Below are 17,423 nucleotides of genomic sequence, written 5' to 3' on the forward strand. Positions count from 1 at the left end.
AAGGCCGTAAAAAGATGACCGAAGCCGAAACCCGCGACAAGCTTGCCGAGCGCTTCCGAAAGGACGGCTTTGCTGTTGCGAACGACCTTGCCGACGCCCGCCTGCTGAACGAGATGCGCGCGGTTTATGACGGGATGCTCGATGGCTCCATCCCGTGCCCGGGCACCGACCGCGACCTCGGCGGGCTGACGCGCCAGATCATGCTGCCGCATGTCCATCATCCGCTGTTCGCCCGCAATGCCGCGGTCGACCGCGGCAGGGAAATTGCCGCCGATTTGATCGGCTGCCCCGATCCGCAGTTCTTCTTTTCGATGCTGATCTTCAAACCGCCCGGTCATCCGCACGAGACCCCTTGGCATATGGACATGTCGTACGCAGCCATGCCGATGACCGCGGCGGGCACGTCATGGCCGAACGATGTGGTCGCGCAGTTCTGGCTGGCGCTCGACGACGTCGATGTGGACATGGGCTGCATGGAATTCATCCCGGGGGTGCAGGACCGGCCGATGCCGGCCCATCGCGTCGCATCGGGGGCGCCGGACGATGACGGCCGTCTGCTTGCGATCGAGAATCCGGCCGCCCATCTCCCGCTCGCGTCGGCGGTAAAATGCCCGCTTCCCGCGGGCTCGGCCACGGTGCATGGCTATGCGACGCCGCATTATACCGGGCCGAACCGTTCGCAGCGGGGGCGCCGGGCCTATATTTTCAGCTTTGCCGACATGGACAGACTTGCGACGTTGACCGCAGCATGAGCGGCGGCTTTCTGCCGCCTCCCGGCGCTCCGACGATCGAGACTGCCACGCTGGTGGCCGCGCCAATCGACGCGCTATGGACGATCCTGACGTCGTTCGAGTCTTACGGCAATTGGAACGCCAGTATCCGGAAGGTCAACGGACCCGCCCGGGCCGGCGCCACGATCGTCGTGCGTTCGGCGGGCGAGGCCGACAAGCCGGTCAGGATCGAGGCACTGTCGCCTTACGTGATGCACTGGGTCGGCAGCTCCGAGGATCCCGCAGACTTTCGCGGCGATCATTTTTTCGAGCTTGAGGCGGTTTCGGCAACCGAAACGCTGTTCCTCCACCGCGAATATTTCACCGGACTTCATGCCGCGGCCGTTGTCGCCCGATATGGCGACGCCATCCGCGCAAGCTTCGAACTCCTGAACGCCTGCCTGAAGGCGGAAGCGGAGAAGGTGACAGGCATCCACGTGTCGACCAATGCCCGCGTTGCTCGCTAGGGCGCGGTCGGTACGTCAAGGGCAAGGAGCTTCAGAGCGCGCATCACCGTTGCCTCGCCTTTCCAAGCCTCTCCATCTCGTCTACCGCTGACTGAAATCGGGAGGTTGTCTATGCGTTGCGGGTCGGGAATGCTTCAAATGGCGGCGTGGCTGCTCGCGGCGGCATCGCCCGCGGCGATGGCGCAGGATACGTCGGGTGACACAATGGCAAAGATTGGCGACGACGTCGTCGCCAACCGTCTGGTCGCCAACCCCTTTCTGCCGCTCTATACGGGGATCGCAGGCGGGCGGAACGACGTCCTGAACGACGTCAGCCCGGCGGCGATCGCGCGCAACAATGACGAGGTCGACAGGCTGCTCGCCCGGCTCGATGCGCTCGATGCGAAGGCGATGACCGACCGCGCCGAAATCCGCGATTATGCGATTGCGCGCGAAATGCTCGAGGCGGATCGGGGATTGCGCGTCTGCCACAGCGAGCTCTGGAGCGTCTCGCACATGGAGGGCTGGCCGAGCAATTTTCCCAACCTGATCGAGCGCCAGCCCGTCGCCACCGCGCAGGACCGCGCCGATGCGCTCGCCCGCTGGGGCGGCATGCCCGCCTATATCGCCGCCGATATCGCCAATCTGAAACAGGGCATCGCCAAGGGCTATGTCGTGCCGCGTTCGGTGGCGGTGCGCGTCTTGGCGCAAGTCGAGGGGCTGATTGTCGAGACGCCCGAGGCATCGCCTTTCTACGCCCCCGCCAAGAGCGTCGACGATGCCGCATTCAAGACCGCTTTCGCGGCGCTGATCCGCGACCAGATCACCCCGGCGATCCGCACCTATCGGGACTTTCTGCGCGATACCTATATTCCCGCCGCGCGCGAGAGCCTGTCGGTGCTCGATTTGCCCGACGGCCGGGCCTGCTACAATGCGATGCTGCGGTCCTACACGACGCTCGAGCGGCCGGGCGAAGAGGTCGCGGCGCTCGGCGAGCGCACCGTCGCCGCCAATGTCGCTGACGTTCGTGCCATCGGCAAGGCGCTCTATGGCACCGACGATTTCGCGCAGATCGTCGCGCGGATGAAAGCGGATCCCGAAGAGCGTTTTGCCTCGAAGGACGAGGTCGTCGCCTATAACCGCGAAGTCGTGGCCCGTGCCCGCGACGCCGTCGCGGCACTGATCGACAATGTGCCGCAGCAGCCGCTGGAAGTGCGGCCGATGACCGATGCGATGGAGGAATCGGGCGCCAGCTCCTTCTACATGCCGGAAGCGGACCCGGAAAAGCCGGCTCTCTATATGCTGCAGGTCGGCAAGATCGAGGATGCGCGCCGTGCCGACATGGCGATCACCGCGGTGCATGAGGGCTATCCCGGCCACCATCTGCAACTGGCCTATGCGGCACGGCTGCCCAACAGCCGGCTTGCGAAGATCGGCTTCAATTCGGCCTATATCGAAGGTTGGGCACGCTATGCCGAACGGCTGTCGGAGGAGATCGGCCTGCTCGATACCCCGCAGGCGAAGATTTCGCGCCGGGCATGGCCGGCGCGCGGGATGGTCGCCGACCCGGGGCTGCATCTCGGCAAATGGGACCGCGAACGGTTGGTCGCCTATCTCGCCGAAACCGGTCGCTTTCCCCCCGATGTGGCGCGCGGCATGGCCGATCGTATCGCGATCATGCCCGGACAACTCACGGCTTATGATTCGGGCGGGCTCGAGATCGTCGCGCTGCGCGAACAGGCGAAAAAGGCGCTGGGCGAACGTTTCGATATCAAGGCATTCAATGCCGTGGTGCTGGGCGACGGCGTCGTGCCGCTGGCGCTGCTGCGCAAGAATGTGGAGGCATGGATCGCCGCCGGGAAATAGGGGTGGGGCGCGATTGCAGGCATTCCGCAGCCGCTCAATCGCCGCCGCGGAGCGTTGATGCCAACGGCGAACGAGCGCAATTGTCTGGAGCACTCCGAAGCGCGGCCATTCCTCCCTTGGGAGCAGGGCAAGATGAGGGTCTATTTCAATCGCCCAACCAATCGGTTGTGATCTTGCCCCTATGCCCCTCCGGCGCCAGCGCGGCGCGCAGGGCTTCCAGCAGAGGCGGCAGCGCCTGCGTGAAGGCGTAGGGCGGGTTGATGATAAAGAGGCCCGCGCCGTTATAGATGTCGGGCTGATCGCTGTCGTACAGCCAATGCTCCACCACCAGAAACTTCGGGATGCCGAGCTTGCGTAACTGCGCCTTCCATCGCACATGCGTGGCGCGGTCTTTCAGCGGATACCAGATGACCGTCACGCCATGCGCCCATTTGCGGGTAGCCGCGGCGAGGGTGGCGGTGATACGTTCGCGTTCGTCGGTCTGCTCGTACGGCGGGTCGACCACCACGACGCCGCGCGCGGTGCGGGGCGGCAGCATCGCCAGCCAAAGCTCGTAGGCGTCGCGTTGATGCACGGCGGCGGAAGTGTCGCGCATTGCGCCGCGCAGGGCATAGGCGTCGTCGGGATGTTTCTCGTTCAGGATTAGAAAATCCTGCGGACGCAGAAGCTGCGCCAGAAAGCGCGGCGATCCGGGGTAGAGGCGCGGCTCTTCCCCGGCGTTTACCGCCCGCACGGCGGCGCGATAGTCGTCCAGTAACGGGCTCGTGTCGGCAAAGGCGCGCACGACGCCTTGTGTAGCCTCGCCGGTGCGCCTCGCCTCATCGCCGCCAAGGTCGTACAGTCCGCAACCGGCATGGGTGTCGATCAGGGTGAGCGCGCTCTCTTTGAGCTGCAACGCACGCACGAGGGCGATCAGCAGGCTGTGCTTTACGACATCGGCGCTGTTGCCGGCATGAAAGCTATGGCGATAATTCATTGTAATTCAGAATCCCGGCGATCTGTCTTCATACGAACGGCTGGCCGTGGAAGCCAAGCGCGAGGCGATGGAAGCAACCAGCCCGGTGCCCGTATAGCGTCGGGCGGAAACGTTCAAAGCATTCTGCGCAAGGCCTCAACCCCGCGTCAGCGATCATCAACCAGAGGCGGAAACACAGACCTCCCCGCCACGTAGGAATGGTCGATCATCGAGGAGCCGGATGCGATTGGCATTGCCGCGAAGCCGATTTCGCAGCGATGGATTTGTGGTTTATGCAGAGTTTTCCGCCCTAATTCGGGCGCGGTTGGGACCGAGTTTGGGGTCTGCGAAAATTCGCGATGATTTCAAGAAAATGGTGGACGCACTAGGGCTCGAACCTAGGACCCGCTGATTAAGAGTCAGCTGCTCTACCAACTGAGCTATGCGTCCACATGCCGTTTTCCGGCGCGCCTTGCAGCATCGAGAGAGCCTCTTTGCTGCTAAGCGAGCGGCCCGCTATCATGGCGTTGCGGGGATGGCAATGGGCTGATTGAAGTTTTTTGTCAGTGGAAGCGGCGGGTGCCGGTTTTGCTGTCGTTTTCGATCGCGAGAATGATGCCGATGCATGCCATGATCGTCAGCATCGACGAGCCGCCATAGGAGAAGAGGGGCAAGGGAATGCCGACCACCGGCGCCATGCCCATCACCATCGACAGGTTGATCGCGATATAGAAGAAGATCGTCATCGTGAGCCCCGCCGCGACGAGCTGGCCGAAGCGCGTCCGCGCCCGGAGCGCCACGCGCGTCGACCAGCGCAGCAGCAGGAAGAAGGCGAATAGCAGCCCGATGCCGCCGATCAGCCCCCATTCCTCCGCCATCGTCGCGAAGATGAAGTCGGTGTGTCCTTCGGGGAGATAATCGAGATGGCTCTGCGATCCGTTGAGAAAGCCTTTGCCGCCGATCCCGCCCGAGCCGATCGCGATCTTCGACTGGCTGATATGGTAACCGGCGCCCAAGGGGTCGCTTTCGGGGTCGAGAAAGATCAGCACGCGCTTCTGCTGATAATCGTGGAGCATCGAGAACAGCACCGGCAAGGCAGCCGCCCCGGCGATGCCGGCGCTGCCGAACCACCAGAAGGGCAGGCCGGCGACGAACATCACGATGATGCCGCTCGCGCAGATGGCGAGCGCGGTACCGAGGTCGGGTTGCAGCATGACAAGCGCGGCGGGAAGCCCGATCAGGATCAGCGCCGGCCATAGCGCGGTCCAGTTCCGCGTCTCGCCGGGCGGGAGCTGTGCGTAGAAGCGCGCGAGCGCGAGCACGATCGCCACCTTCATGAGCTCGGACGGCTGCAGATTCATGAAGCCGAGGTTGAGCCAGCGCTGGCTGCCGCCGCCGACGAAGCCGAGGAGTTCGACCGCGACGAGCAATATCAGCACCGCAACATAGCCGATATAGGCGAAATCCTCGAAAATCCGCAGCGGGAAACGGCCGATCACCAGCGCGATGCCGAGGAAGATGAGGAAGCGGACGCCCTGGTTGAGCGCCCATGGCGTGAAGCTGCCACCCGCTGCCGAAAAGAGGACGAGGAGGCCGAAACCGGTGATCGCGGAAAGCAGCGCGATCAGCTTCCACGGAATGCGCTGGATCGCTGGCGGGACGGGGATCATGCCGGCGGCTCCGGGTCGGGACCGCGAGAAGCGCCCGATTTCCACGCCGCATAGTCGCGGTCCATGCGTTCCTTGATCGTGCCGCCCCAGCCGGCCTCGAAGCCTTCGAGCGCTTCCATCGCCTTTTCGCGGTCGAACAGAAAGGTCATGAAATCCTTGGCGACCGGCGCCGCCGCGCGGCTGCCGCCCATGCCGTGCTCGATGACCACCGCCGTGGCATAACGCGGATTGTCGACCGGCGCGAAGCCGATGAACAGGCCGTGGTCGCGGAACTTCCACGTCCCGCTCTTGCCGTTGCCGGTGCCGAGCCCGCGCACCTGCGCGGTGCCGGTCTTGCCAGCCATGGTGATGCCATCGAGCGGCAGGCGGCTGCGCACCGCGGTGCCGGCACCGTTGACGACCAGATCCATACCGTGGCGGGCGGTGGCGAGCGCTTCGGCCGAGAAGGGCAGCGGCTCATTCTTGTATTCGCGGTTGATCAGGCGCGGATACAGTCGGCGCCCCGATGCGATCCGGGCAGCCATCACCGCGAGCTGGAGCGGATTGACGCTGACATAGCCCTGACCGATCACCGCATTCAGCGAATCCGATGCAGACCAGGCCTGCTTGTATTTCTTCATCTTCCACGCGCTGTCGGGGATGGTGCCGTAACGCTGGTTGCTGCCCGCGAGCTGGAATTCCTCACCGAGCCCCATCAGGCGCGCGGTCGGCGCGATGGCGTCATAGCCGAGACGGTGGGCGAGCCAGTAGAAATAGCTGTTGCAGCTTTTCATGATCGCCGACGGCATGTCGAGGCTGCCATGCACGCCGAGGCAGCGGAAGAAACGGCTGCCAAGGCGATAGCCGCCGATGCAGGTGTGGCGCTCGCTCGGGTCGACGCCATGTTCGATCGCCGCGATCGCCGCCATGGGCTTCAGCGTCGATCCCGGGGGGTAAAGGCCGCGCGTCGCCTTGTTGATCAGCGGCTGATGATCGTCGGCGCGCAGCCAGCTATATTCGTTGCTGCTGATCCCGTCCGAAAAGCTGTTCGGATCGAAACTGGGCATCGAGCAGAAGGCGAGGATGTCGCCGTTCTGGCAATCGATGACGATCGCCGCGCCCGATTCGCGCCCCATGCGCCGCGCGACATATTCCTGCAGGTCGGCGTCGATCGTCAGGTGGACGGTCTTGCCCTGTGTGTCGGGGGTCGTATCCAGTTCGCGCACCACCTTGCCGCGCGCGGTGACCTCGACGCGCTTCGCACCGGGTTTGCCGCGCAGCATCGGCTGGAAATATTTCTCGAGCCCGTCCTTGCCCGTGCGAAAGCCCGGAGTGATGTAGAGCGGGTCCTTGACCTTCTCATATTCCTCGGCGGTCGGCGCGCCGACATAACCGATCAGGTGGCCGACTGCGGCGCCGGTCGGATAGTTGCGCGCGAAGCCGCGCTGCGGCGCGATGCCGGGCAGTTCGGGCAGACGAACGAGGATCGACGAATATTCGGCCTCGGTCATGTCTTCGGCGACCGCGACCGGCTGGAAACCCGATGCGGCCTTCAGGTCGCGCTCGATCCGCTCCATTGCATCGCCGTCGAGCCGCAGCAGCGTCTTGAGTTGGCCGAGCACCAGATCCTTGTTGTGAAGCCGGTCGGGGATAATGTCGACGCGCAGCGACACGCGATTGTTGGCGAGCGCCTTGCCGTTCCGGTCGACGATCCAGCCGCGGCGTGGTGGTACGAGCGTCAGGTTGACGCGATTGCTTTCGGATTCGAGCACATAGCGATCATTGTCGATGACCGAGATATAGCCCATCCGCGCCGCGAGCGCGGCGCCGACCGCCACCTGCGCACCGCCGACGACCAGCGCCCGGCGGGTGAAGGTAATACCCCGCCACGCCTCGGTGATCGGCGGACTCTTGCGCTGGTTCTTGCGGCGAAACATTGGGGGGTCAGGACCAGTCTATTGCACGTTCGAGGCGCCGAAATGGCGAAGATATCGGCTTCGGGTGGCCGTCGCGGATGGTGGTTCCATCTGCAAGGCCGCACGGAGGCGAGATCGAAGCCATTTCGGCGTCCCTCCGGGATTTGATCGATTTTGTCCATGGCTGCGTCAGCGAGCCTTGGAATATACTCATATGCCTGCGTCTCGCTTCCTTGCCCTGAACAAAATCGCTTCAAACCTCGAACGTGCAATAGACTGGTCCTGACCCCGCTTATCTGCGTTTCAGGCGGAAATTGTCAAACTTGCCGGTGAGGCGAAGGAAGAGCGGGACGAGCAGTGCGGAGATGACGATCTGCGGCACGACGAGCCCCAGCACATGACCGTGCGCCGCATGCGGATGGGTGATCAGCGCCGCGAGCGACTGGATGATCGCGATCAGCAATGCAGCGATCGCCCAGTCGTGGAAGAAGCCGCGCCAATAGATGCGCTGCGACGAATAATGGATCGCGATGCTTGCCAGCGTCCATAGACCGACCGCCGTGCCGATCGGCGCACCGCTGAACAGATCGTCCCACAGACCGAGCGGCAGTCCGACCCATACCGGCCACATTTCGGTGCGCAGGAGCTGCCAACACAGAAAGAAGAGCAGGCCGAGCGGCGGCAGCACGGGCGAATTGGCGATCAGCGGCAACATCAGCGGCAGTGCGGACGCGACCATCACCGTCGCGACCGGAACGATCCGCATCCGCCACAGCGATGCCGGTTCGCCGAGGCGAGGGCCCTTCTGGTTCATGGCGCAGCGGCGGGCGGCGGCGCCGGTGCGGCCTGCGCCTCGATATTGTCGGGCGTGTAGGGGCGCAGCACTGCAACCGCATCGACCTTGCCGGGGTCGGCGAGCGGCCGCGCCAGCGCGCCGTCGTCCTGGCGGCGCACGACGATCGCGACCGGGATATTGGGCGGATAGAGGCCGCCGGTCCCCGAAGTGACGAGGATGTCGCCGGGCTTGAACGGGTTGTTGGCGATGTTGAGCGTCCGCACGTCGAGGTCGCCGTTGCCGCGGCCGGTGGCGAGCGCGGGCAGGCCGTCGCTGGCGCGGCGGACCGGAACGACATTGTCGACGTCGGTGAGCAGCAGCACCTGCGACACCGACGGACCGGCGCTGAGTACGCGGCCGATCAGTCCGTCGGCACCGCGCACCGGCTGTCCCGCGGAAACGCCAAGGTTGCGGCCGATGCTGAGCAGCGCGATGCGCTTGCTGCTCGTCGAGGTTGAGGTCAGCAGATAGCCGTTGGCGAGCGCTGCCTTGTCGATCTGCTGCAGTTCCAGCAGGCCCTTGAGTTGCCGGTTCTCTTCCTGCAGCGAACTTGTCGCGACGAGCTTGCGGCGCGTTTCGGCGAGTTCCTTGCGCAGCCGCCGGTTCTGCGACCCGGCCGCGACATAGGCACCGACGCTGTCGTCGATCCCCGAAATCGAGCCCGTCACCGATCGCGTCACGCGCGCGATGGGCGCGGTGACTTCCTGGCTCGCCACGCGCAGCGCGGCGAAGCCGACGGGATCAACGACCGAAAGGATCGCGAGCAACAGCCCCGCCACTGCCCCGGTCACCGCGATGACATAGGCAGCGAACAGGCTGTACTGGGCCTTTCGGGATTGCCCCGGACGTCGATGTGCCGGGCGAGCCATGGTTCAGCGCCTGGGTATCAGGCTTGCTGCAGCACGCCGCGGAAGGCGGGATCTTCCATCGCGCGGCCGGTGCCGATCGCGACGCAGGTCAGCGGATCCTCGGCGACGGTGACGGGCAGGCCGGTCGCGTCGCGCAGCAGTTCGTCGAGCTCGCTGATCAGCGCGCCGCCGCCGGTCAGGACGATGCCCTGGTCGACGATGTCGGCGGCGAGTTCGGGGGCGGTGTTTTCGAGCGCGATGCGCACGCCTTCGACGATCGTGCCGATCGGTTCGGACAGCGCCTCGGCGATCTGCGCCTGGTTGATCGAGATTTCCTTGGGCACGCCGTTGACGAGATCGCGGCCCTTGATGTGGATCGTCATGCCGACGCCGTCGGCGGGGATGCGGGCGATGCCGAAATCCTTCTTGATCCGCTCGGCCGTCGCTTCGCCGATCAGCAGATTATGATGGCGGCGGACGTAGGAGACGATCGCTTCGTCCATCTTGTTGCCGCCCGCACGGACCGAGGTGGTGTAGGCGAGACCGCGGAGCGACAGCACCGCGACTTCGGTGGTGCCGCCGCCGATGTCGACGACCATCGAGCCGATCGGTTCGGTGACGGGCATGTCGGCGCCGATCGCGGCGGCCATCGGTTCCTCGATCAGCCACACTTCGCTGGCACCGGCGTTCGACGCGGCGTCTCGGATCGCACGGCGTTCGACGCTGGTCGAGCCCGAGGGAACGCAGATCACGATTTCGGGGCTGCGGAACGCATTGGGCTTGCCGCCGTGCACCTTGGTGATGAAGTGCTTGATCATCTGCTCGGCGACGTCGATGTCGGCGATGACGCCATCGCGCAGCGGGCGGATCGCCTCGATGCTGTCGGGGGTCTTGCCCATCATCAGCTTCGCGTCGTCGCCGACCGCCTTCACCCGCTTGATCCCGTTCAGCGTCTCGACCGCGACGACAGAAGGTTCGTTCAGCACGATACCTTTGCCACGCACGTACACGACGGTGTTCGCGGTGCCGAGGTCGATAGCCATGTCTTGGGAATTGAATTTGAACCAGCGAGAAAAGAAGGACATCGATACTGCTTCCTGTCATCGAAGCCGCGCCCCGAACGGAGTGCGCCCCTGTCGTGATTTTTACCCGCGCGCCCGGCCGGCGACAGCAGCAATCAGGGGAAGATTCCGGCTCGTCCACGGGGGCTGGCTGGACAAAATGATCGGGGCTGTGCGGGTGGGTCGCGATTTGCGTCCGACTGCGCTACGAGAGCGTCTATGTCAATACGCCGCCTGCCGGAAAAGCTAGTAAATCGGATCGCAGCCGGTGAAGTGGTCGAAAGACCCGCCGCGGCGCTCAAGGAACTGGTTGAAAACGCCATCGACGCCGGTGCGACTCGCATTTCGGTGCGAATCGCCGAGGGCGGAATATTACGCCTTGAAGTCGAGGACGACGGCTGCGGCATGACTGCCGCCGACATGGCGCTGGCGCTCGAACGCCATGCGACGTCGAAGCTGCCCGACGGTGCGATCGAGGATGTCACGACGTTGGGCTTTCGCGGCGAGGCGTTGCCGTCGATCGCGAGCGTCGCGCGGCTGACGCTTGAAAGCCGCGTCGCCGGCGGCGACGGCTGGAGGCGCATCGTCGATAACGGCGTGGTTGTTGCCGAAGGGCCCGCGGCATTAGGGAAGGGCACGCGCGTCCTCGTCGAGGACCTGTTCGCGCGGGTGCCGGCGCGGCGCAAGTTCCTGCGCAGCGGGCGTAGCGAATATGCCGCCTGCCTCGACGTCGTGCGGCGGCTCGCGATGGCGCGGCCTGATGTGGGCTTCACCGTCGAGCATGACGGGCGCCGTGTGCTGGACGTGCAGAGCGGGCAGGACCGGCTGGCGCGCGTCGCGGCGCTGACCCAGCGCGAACTCGCCGCGAACAGCATCGGCGTCGATCTCGACCGCGGCGAGGTGCATCTCGGCGGCGTCATCAGCCTGCCGACCTACAATCGCGGCATCGCCGATCACCAATATCTGTTCGTCAACGGGCGGCCGGTGAAGGACCGGCTGCTCGTCGGCGCGCTGCGCGGCGCCTATGCCGACCTGCTCGCGCGCGACCGCCATCCCGTCGTCGCCTTGTTCCTCGACGTGCCGACCAGCGAGGTCGACGTGAACGTCCACCCCGCCAAGACCGAAGTGCGCTTTCGCGACCCGCAGCTTATCCGCGGCATGATCGTCGGCGGACTTCGCCGCGCACTCGACGAACATGGCTTTCGCAGTGTCCAGCGGCCCACCGAAGCGGCCGCGGCAGCCTGGCAGCAGGAGCCGGTGGCGCCGGCCCCGACATTGTTCGCGGCGCATTTGCCGCATCCGCATGCGCCCGCGACACATCTGTTCGGCGCCGACGGCGACACCGCGACGATGGCGCTGTTGCGCGATCGGGTCGTCGATTTTGCGCCGCCGCCGGGCGCGCTGCCGCGAGAAGCCCTGCCAATGGGACGCGCCGAAGCTGCAACCGCGCCGGTGCCGCACGTCGCCGAGCATCCGCTCGGCGTCGCGCGCGGTCAGATCGCGCGCACCTATATCGTCGCCGAGGCGGAGGACGGGCTCGTCATCGTCGACCAGCATGCCGCGCACGAACGGCTGGTGCTCGAACAATTGCGCCGCGGGATGAGCGGCCAGCGCGTGCCCTCGCAGGGGCTGCTGCTACCCGAGGTCGTCGAACTTGACGAGCCGGCGTGCGACCGGGTCGAGGCGGCGACGGCCGAACTCGCTGCGCTGGGCGTCGAGGTCGAACGCTTCGGCCCCGCCGCAGTGATGGTGCGCGCGACGCCCGCGATGCTCGGCGCGGTCGATTGCCAGAAGCTGGTCACCGACATCGCCGACGATCTTGCCGGCTATGACGCGGCGCTCGGCCTCAATGAAAAGCTCGAACTCGTCGCCGCCACGATGGCGTGCCACGGATCGGTGCGCGCCGGCCGGACGCTCAACGTTGCCGAGATGAATGCGCTGCTCCGCCAGATGGAAATCACCCCGCATTCGGGCCAGTGCAATCATGGCCGTCCGACGTGGGTGAAGCTGGCGATGGACGATGTGGAGAAGCTGTTCGGGCGCAAGTAAAGGCCCTGCGCATCGGCGCAACCACGGTATTGCGCGCCTTAACCTCGATCGTTAGTAAGCTCAGCGTCGTCGGAACGAACGGGCTCCCCTTGCTCGCCAGTCCCCCGACCAAAGGAGAAAAAAGTCGATGAAATCCCCTCTTGCGGCGCCGCTGTGCGCCTTGCTTCTGCTTGCCGGCTGTTCGGGCGAACGCCAGTCCGAGGCCAAGACACCCCCCGCCAAGACCGAAACCGCCGAGAAGAAGCTGCCCGACACAGGCGGCGATACGCCGATCGAGCTGAAGGCGATCGGCAAGGGCGAACTGCTCGCGCTCAAGGGTGAACTCGGCTGCAGCTTCACCGTCAAGGGACAGGATGGCGCGGCGCTGGTCGCCAAGGCCGACGTCGGTGCAGACGCCCTGACCGAGGGTGCGGTGAAGATCGGTGATCGCGTCCAGCGCGTCGCAGGTTCGGGCGGTTTCGGCGCGCTCGAAAAGGGTATGGAATTGTCGGGCCCCGGCCTGAAACTGGCCATCGCGCGGACGTCGGAAACCTCGAAGAAGACCGGCAACGAGCAGACCGTCTATCCGGCCAAGCTGGTTGCCAGCCGCACCTATGGCGGCGAGCAGAGCTTCGACGGCGAGTGGGCCTGCGGCGCCTGACGCCGCCGGATCACGCCGGGGTCACGCCATCGTGATCCCGGCGCGGCCATTCTCGACCACCCCCGTCGCGCGCTTCGACAGCGTGTTGACCGGCGTCGTCACCTTGTCGACGACCATGAAGTGCGTCTGCCAGGCCGCGCGGCCGACCTCGCAGACCATATAGCCGCGCTGGTCGTTGGCGAATTTGAGTTCGGGGTTGAGCGCGAGCCATTCGTCGCTGCCGTTGCGCTTGTCGCTGCCGTCGCCGCCGCTCGAAATCGAGGTGCCGACGAATTCGCCGCCGACGACCCGGTCCTTGTGGATCAGGTCGCCGCAGAAATTCTGGTGCTCGTCGCCAGTCAGCACGACGACATTCTTTAGCCCGCCCATGCGCGCCAGCATCCGCTCGCGCGGCGTCTCGTAACCCGCCCAGCTATCGAGGTTCAGGATCTTTGCGGGCTCGGCCGGGTCGCGGCGGCGGTCGAGCGACATCATCGTCACCTGCTGCGCCAGCGCATTCCACGTTGCGCCCCCGGTGCCGAGATTGCGGTTGAGCCAGTCTTCCTGCGCCTTGCCGAGCACCGCGGCATTTTTGTCATAGACGCCGGGGCAGGCCGGTTTGAACCCGTCTTCGCACGGCTGGTCGCTGCGATATTGCCGCGTATCGAGCAATTGCATCGCCATCAGGTCGCCGTAACGAAGCTCGCGGTTCAGCGCGACCATGCCGCCGCGCGGCAACAGCGCGCGGCGCACTGGCATATGTTCGTACCACGCCTGCATCGCCGCCTGCTTCTTCAGCATGAAGACTTCGGGCGGCGGCGCGTCGGGATCGTTGGTGTCGAGGCCGAGCTTCCAGTTGTCGATGTCCGAAACCCAGTCGTTGCGGATTTCATGATCGTCGAAGCTCGACAGAAAGGCATGGGTGCAGCGTGCCGCCTGCAGGTCCATGTCGCCGAGCTGTTGCGCATAGGCGAGCCGGTAGTCGCCGAGGTCGACGAGATTGCGGAACGCATGTTTGCGCACCGGACGGCTCGGCAGGCCGTCGCTGAACAGATAGTCCTGGCTATATTCGTAGATGAAGTCGCCGTAATGATAGACGAAAGCGAGTTCCTCGCGCGCGAGGTGGCGGTAGGCGCCGAAAAAGCCGCTTTCGAAATGCTGGCAGCCGCAAACGCCGAACTTGAGCGGATCGGCCGGCGCGCCGACCCGCGGCAGGGTACGCGCACGGCCGCGCAGGCTGCGTTCGCCGCCGGCGGTGAAGCGGTAATAATAGGGCCTGTCGGGTTGCAGTCCGGCGACCTCGACATGGACGCTGTGGCCGAGTTCGGGCCGCGCCAGTTCGGTGCCCGTCGCCACGATTTCGCGAAAGCCGCTGTCGTTCGCGACCTCCCAGTCGACCGGTACCGGCACAAGCGGCATGCCGCCGTGCGGCGCCATCGGCTCGGGCGCGAGGCGGGTCCAGATGACGAAGCCGTCGCTCGCCGGATCGCCCGCCGCGACGCCGAGGCTGAACGGGAACTCGCGGAACAGGCCGCCCTGGGCGCGGAGGATCGCGGGGGCGGCAAGCCCCGCGAGCGTCGCAGAGGCAAGGAAATGGCGGCGGCTGACCATGGCGGCTCCGTGGAGGTGCGAATCGATGGCTTTCGCTAGACGAGCCGAAAGTTACATCAATGCGTCGTCAGAACCAGAAACGAATGCCCGCGACGAAGGCCGGGCGCGATACGTCGTCGCCTGTCGCGCGCGCCAGCCGTGCCGTCTTGCCGAGCTTGCGCTCCCACGCGACGCCGACATAGGGCGCTAATTCGCGGTCGATTTCGTAGCGCAGCCGGACGCCGAGCTCGATGCTCGAAAAGCCGCCGCCGATGCCGCGCTCGGCGACATCCTGAAACGCCGCCTCGACTTCGGCCATCGGTTGCAGGATCAGCCGCTGGGTGATGCGCTGGTCATAGCTGCCCTCGAGGCGCGCGGAGACGTCGCCCTTGTCGGACAGGAACAGCGCGCCTTCGACGTCGAACCAATAGGGTGCGAGGCCTTCGAAGCCGAGCACGGCGTGCGTCGGCGACGGGCCGGGGCCGAAATCCTGCCTGACCCCGGCCTGCACGTCGAAATAGGGCCCGACCGCATGGCTCCACAGCGCCTGAATCTCGGCGTCTTCCAGCCGGCCGCCGAAATCGCCTTCGCCTTCGGATTTGATCGCCAGCTTGTCGATGTCGCCACCGAAGCGCGCCTCGGCATCCCAGACATAACTGTCGCCGCCCTTGCCGATGCGCGCTTCGGCCATGTCGACCATGACCTGCGAGATCGTGCCGCCGCCATGTTCGGCGTAGAGCTGCGCGCGCGCGGCCGCCATGGCGTCGGCGCCGAAGATTGCATCTGCGGCGCCGACGCGCGGCGCGGGCGGGGGAGGGGCGTTGCCCGCGCCGGGGGTGGTGGGTGTTTCGGGGAGCGTGCAATGACCCATCGCGGCATGTTCCGCGGTGCAGGCGGGCGGCGGCGGCGGCGCAGGCACCGGCATCGTGCAATGCCCCATCGCCGCATGCTCGGGCGTGCAGGAAGGCACTGGCGGTGCTGCTGGCGGCGGGGGCGGCGCTGGCGGCGCCTTGGGCTCGGGCAGGGTGCAATGTCCCATCGCGGCGTGCTCGGGCGAACAGGCGGGCGCGGCGGGTTCGGGCGCCGGCATCTCGTGCTGCTGGTGCTGCGCGGCAAGGAGGAGCAGGGCGAGCAGGCTCATGCCGCTTCCCCCGCTGGCCGGACCGTCGCCACCTGCATCATCCCGGCGTGCATGTGATAGAGCAGGTGACAGTGGAACGCCCAGTCGCCCGGCGCATCGGCGGTGAGGTCGAACGTCACCTTGCCGCCCGGCTGGACATTGACGGTATGTTTGCGCGGCGCATGGTCGCCCTTGCCGGTCACCAGTTCGAAGAAATGACCGTGCAGGTGGATGGGATGCGTCATCATCGTGTCGTTGACCAAGGTCACGCGGACGCGCTCGCCCTCGGTAAAGGGGATCGGCGCCTTGACCTCGTTCATCTTCACCCCGTCGAACGCCCACATATAGCGCTCCATATTGCCGGTGAGGTGGATCTGCAGCTGCCGCGACGGCGTGCGCGTGTCGGGGTTGCGGTCGAGCGCGACGAGGTCGCGATAGGTGAGCACGTCGGGTTCGCCGTCCAGACCCTGTCCGGGATCGCCGGTGCGGTCGACGGGCATCGGCGAGATGCTCTGCACGGTCGGCGTGTCCTTGACCGCGGGGGCAAGGCTCATGTCGCGCATGCTGTGCTTCATGGTTTTCCCGCCATGGCCCATTGCGCCATGATCCATGCCGCCCATCCCCATGTCCCGCATCGTCGCGAGCGGGCGCTGGCGCAGCGGCGGAACCGGCGCCGTCATCCCGGCGCGGGGCGCCAATGTCGCGCGCGCCATGCCCGAGCGGTCGGAGCTTTCGGCGATCAGCGAATACGCCCCGTCGCCGGGGGCGACGACGACGTCATAGGTTTCGGCGACCGCGATCTGGAATTCGCCGACCTTGACCGGTCGTACATTGAGACCATCGGCCTGCACGACGTCCATCTTCAGCCCCGGGATACGGACGTTGAAGGTCGTCATCGCCGAGGCGTTGATGATCCGCAGCCGCACGCGCTCGCCGGGCCGGAACAGTCCGGTCCAGTTGTCATCGGGGCCGAGGCCGTTGACCAGATAGGTATAGGCGGCGCCGGTGACGTCGCTGATATCGGTCGGGTCCATCCGCATCGCACCCCAGGCGATGCGGTCCTTCAGCGGCTGGTCCTTGCCCGCGAGCAGCCCGGCCAGCGTCTGTTTCTGATGGTTGAAATAACCGCCCATCTGCTTGAGCTTCTTGAAGAGGACATGCGGATGAAGCGGGCTGTGATCCGACAGGACGATCACATGCTCGCGGTCGTAGGCGACCGGGTCGGTACCTGCGGGATCGATGACCAGCGGGCCGTAATGGCCCATCTGTTCCTGCAACCCCGAATGGCTGTGGTACCAGTAGGTGCCCGATTGTTTGACCGGGAATTCGTAAGTGAAGGTCGCGCCCGGTGCGATGCCGGGAAAGCTGATCCCCGGCACCCCGTCCATATGGAAGGGCAGGATCAGCCCGTGCCAGTGGATCGAGCTGTCTTCATCGGGCAGCGCGTTGGTGACGTGGATGCGCGCATCCGTGCCTTCCTTCAGCCGCACGAGCGGGCCGGGGATGGTGCCGTTGATCCCGATCGCATGGCTCGTCTTGCCGTCGACGGTCAGCATGCGGTGCGCGATCTTGAGGTGGATGTCGCTGCCATCGACGGTCGGGAGGCCCGACGATATCGGCTGCGCCCAGGCGGGAAGCCACGGCACGAGCGCCGCGGCGCCGCCCGCAGCGAGGAGCGATCGCCGGTCGATAACCATGC

Annotated in this window: 14 protein-coding genes and 1 tRNA gene; 5 read left to right on the forward strand and 10 right to left on the reverse strand. The window is 65.8% G+C overall.

All coding sequences use genetic code 11. The features are described 5' to 3' along the window. Positions 1 to 14 precede the first annotated feature (14 nt). The 3 genes from V6U71_RS07635 (at position 15) to V6U71_RS07645 (ending at position 3,082) form a co-directional block, all read left to right on the forward strand. Positions 15 to 752 (forward strand): phytanoyl-CoA dioxygenase family protein, encoded by a 738-nt coding sequence (locus tag V6U71_RS07635; protein ID WP_411341689.1) that lies wholly within the window; start codon positions 15 to 17, stop codon positions 750 to 752. After that, a complete protein-coding gene (locus tag V6U71_RS07640; RefSeq protein WP_411341690.1) occupies positions 749 to 1,237 on the forward strand; it encodes a hypothetical protein in 489 nt (162 codons plus the stop codon). Before V6U71_RS07635 ends, V6U71_RS07640 begins: the two co-directional genes overlap by 4 nt. 138 nt (positions 1,238 to 1,375) lie before the next feature. Continuing rightward, positions 1,376 to 3,082: a DUF885 domain-containing protein gene (locus V6U71_RS07645; protein ID WP_411341691.1), complete on the forward strand. Its 1,707-nt coding sequence runs from the start codon at positions 1,376 to 1,378 to the stop codon at positions 3,080 to 3,082. A 145-nt stretch (positions 3,083 to 3,227) separates the two neighbouring features. Here the strand turns inward: V6U71_RS07645 and V6U71_RS07650 are convergent, their stop codons facing one another. The 7 genes from V6U71_RS07650 to V6U71_RS07680 form a co-directional block, all read right to left on the reverse strand. After that, the gene (locus V6U71_RS07650) at positions 3,228 to 4,058 is read right to left on the reverse strand and encodes a 23S rRNA (adenine(2030)-N(6))-methyltransferase RlmJ (protein WP_411341692.1); all 831 of its coding nucleotides are present in this window, start codon (positions 4,056 to 4,058) and stop codon (positions 3,228 to 3,230) included. Positions 4,059 to 4,411: 353 nt separating this feature from the next. Further along, a tRNA-Lys gene (locus tag V6U71_RS07655) sits at positions 4,412 to 4,487 on the reverse strand. A 113-nt stretch (positions 4,488 to 4,600) separates the two neighbouring features. After that, positions 4,601 to 5,707 carry a rod shape-determining protein RodA gene (gene rodA / locus V6U71_RS07660; protein WP_411341693.1) on the reverse strand — a complete coding sequence of 369 codons (1,107 nt, stop codon included), beginning with the start codon at positions 5,705 to 5,707 and terminating at the stop codon, positions 4,601 to 4,603. Continuing rightward, positions 5,704 to 7,623 carry a penicillin-binding protein 2 gene (mrdA, locus tag V6U71_RS07665; protein ID WP_411341694.1) on the reverse strand — a complete coding sequence of 640 codons (1,920 nt, stop codon included), beginning with the start codon at positions 7,621 to 7,623 and terminating at the stop codon, positions 5,704 to 5,706. Before mrdA ends, rodA begins: the two co-directional genes overlap by 4 nt. 271 nt (positions 7,624 to 7,894) lie before the next feature. Then, on the reverse strand, positions 7,895 to 8,416 hold the full coding sequence (locus tag V6U71_RS07670) for a rod shape-determining protein MreD (protein ID WP_411341695.1): 522 nt from the start codon (positions 8,414 to 8,416) through the stop codon (positions 7,895 to 7,897). After that, positions 8,413 to 9,306, reverse strand: a complete 894-nt coding sequence (gene mreC, locus V6U71_RS07675; protein WP_411341696.1) for a rod shape-determining protein MreC — start codon at positions 9,304 to 9,306, stop codon at positions 8,413 to 8,415. The genes V6U71_RS07670 and mreC overlap by 4 nt, the downstream gene beginning before the upstream one ends. Before the next feature lie 17 nt (positions 9,307 to 9,323). Next, on the reverse strand, positions 9,324 to 10,370 hold the full coding sequence (locus V6U71_RS07680) for a rod shape-determining protein (protein ID WP_411341697.1): 1,047 nt from the start codon (positions 10,368 to 10,370) through the stop codon (positions 9,324 to 9,326). A 195-nt stretch (positions 10,371 to 10,565) separates the two neighbouring features. On the opposite strand from V6U71_RS07680, the gene mutL reads away from it, so the two are divergent. Further along, entirely contained in the window at positions 10,566 to 12,395 is a 1,830-nt protein-coding gene (mutL, locus tag V6U71_RS07685; protein WP_411341698.1) for a DNA mismatch repair endonuclease MutL, read from the forward strand. Positions 12,396 to 12,522: 127 nt separating this feature from the next. Further along, positions 12,523 to 13,035 carry a hypothetical protein gene (locus V6U71_RS07690; RefSeq protein ID WP_411341699.1) on the forward strand — a complete coding sequence of 171 codons (513 nt, stop codon included), beginning with the start codon at positions 12,523 to 12,525 and terminating at the stop codon, positions 13,033 to 13,035. Positions 13,036 to 13,056: 21 nt separating this feature from the next. Here V6U71_RS07690 and V6U71_RS07695 read toward each other — a convergent pair whose 3' ends face one another. From V6U71_RS07695 to V6U71_RS07705, 3 genes are all read right to left on the reverse strand, one after another. Next, positions 13,057 to 14,625 carry an alkaline phosphatase D family protein gene (locus tag V6U71_RS07695; protein ID WP_411341700.1) on the reverse strand — a complete coding sequence of 523 codons (1,569 nt, stop codon included), beginning with the start codon at positions 14,623 to 14,625 and terminating at the stop codon, positions 13,057 to 13,059. A 67-nt stretch (positions 14,626 to 14,692) separates the two neighbouring features. After that, the gene (locus tag V6U71_RS07700) at positions 14,693 to 15,745 is read right to left on the reverse strand and encodes a copper resistance protein B (RefSeq protein ID WP_411341701.1); all 1,053 of its coding nucleotides are present in this window, start codon (positions 15,743 to 15,745) and stop codon (positions 14,693 to 14,695) included. Then, the gene (locus tag V6U71_RS07705) at positions 15,742 to 17,421 is read right to left on the reverse strand and encodes a copper resistance system multicopper oxidase (RefSeq protein ID WP_411342322.1); all 1,680 of its coding nucleotides are present in this window, start codon (positions 17,419 to 17,421) and stop codon (positions 15,742 to 15,744) included. Before V6U71_RS07705 ends, V6U71_RS07700 begins: the two co-directional genes overlap by 4 nt. Positions 17,422 to 17,423 lie beyond the last annotated feature (2 nt).

Origin of the sequence: Sphingopyxis sp. J-6 (assembly GCF_046603995.1) — a bacterium.
Taxonomy (GTDB): Bacteria; Pseudomonadota; Alphaproteobacteria; order Sphingomonadales; family Sphingomonadaceae; genus Sphingopyxis.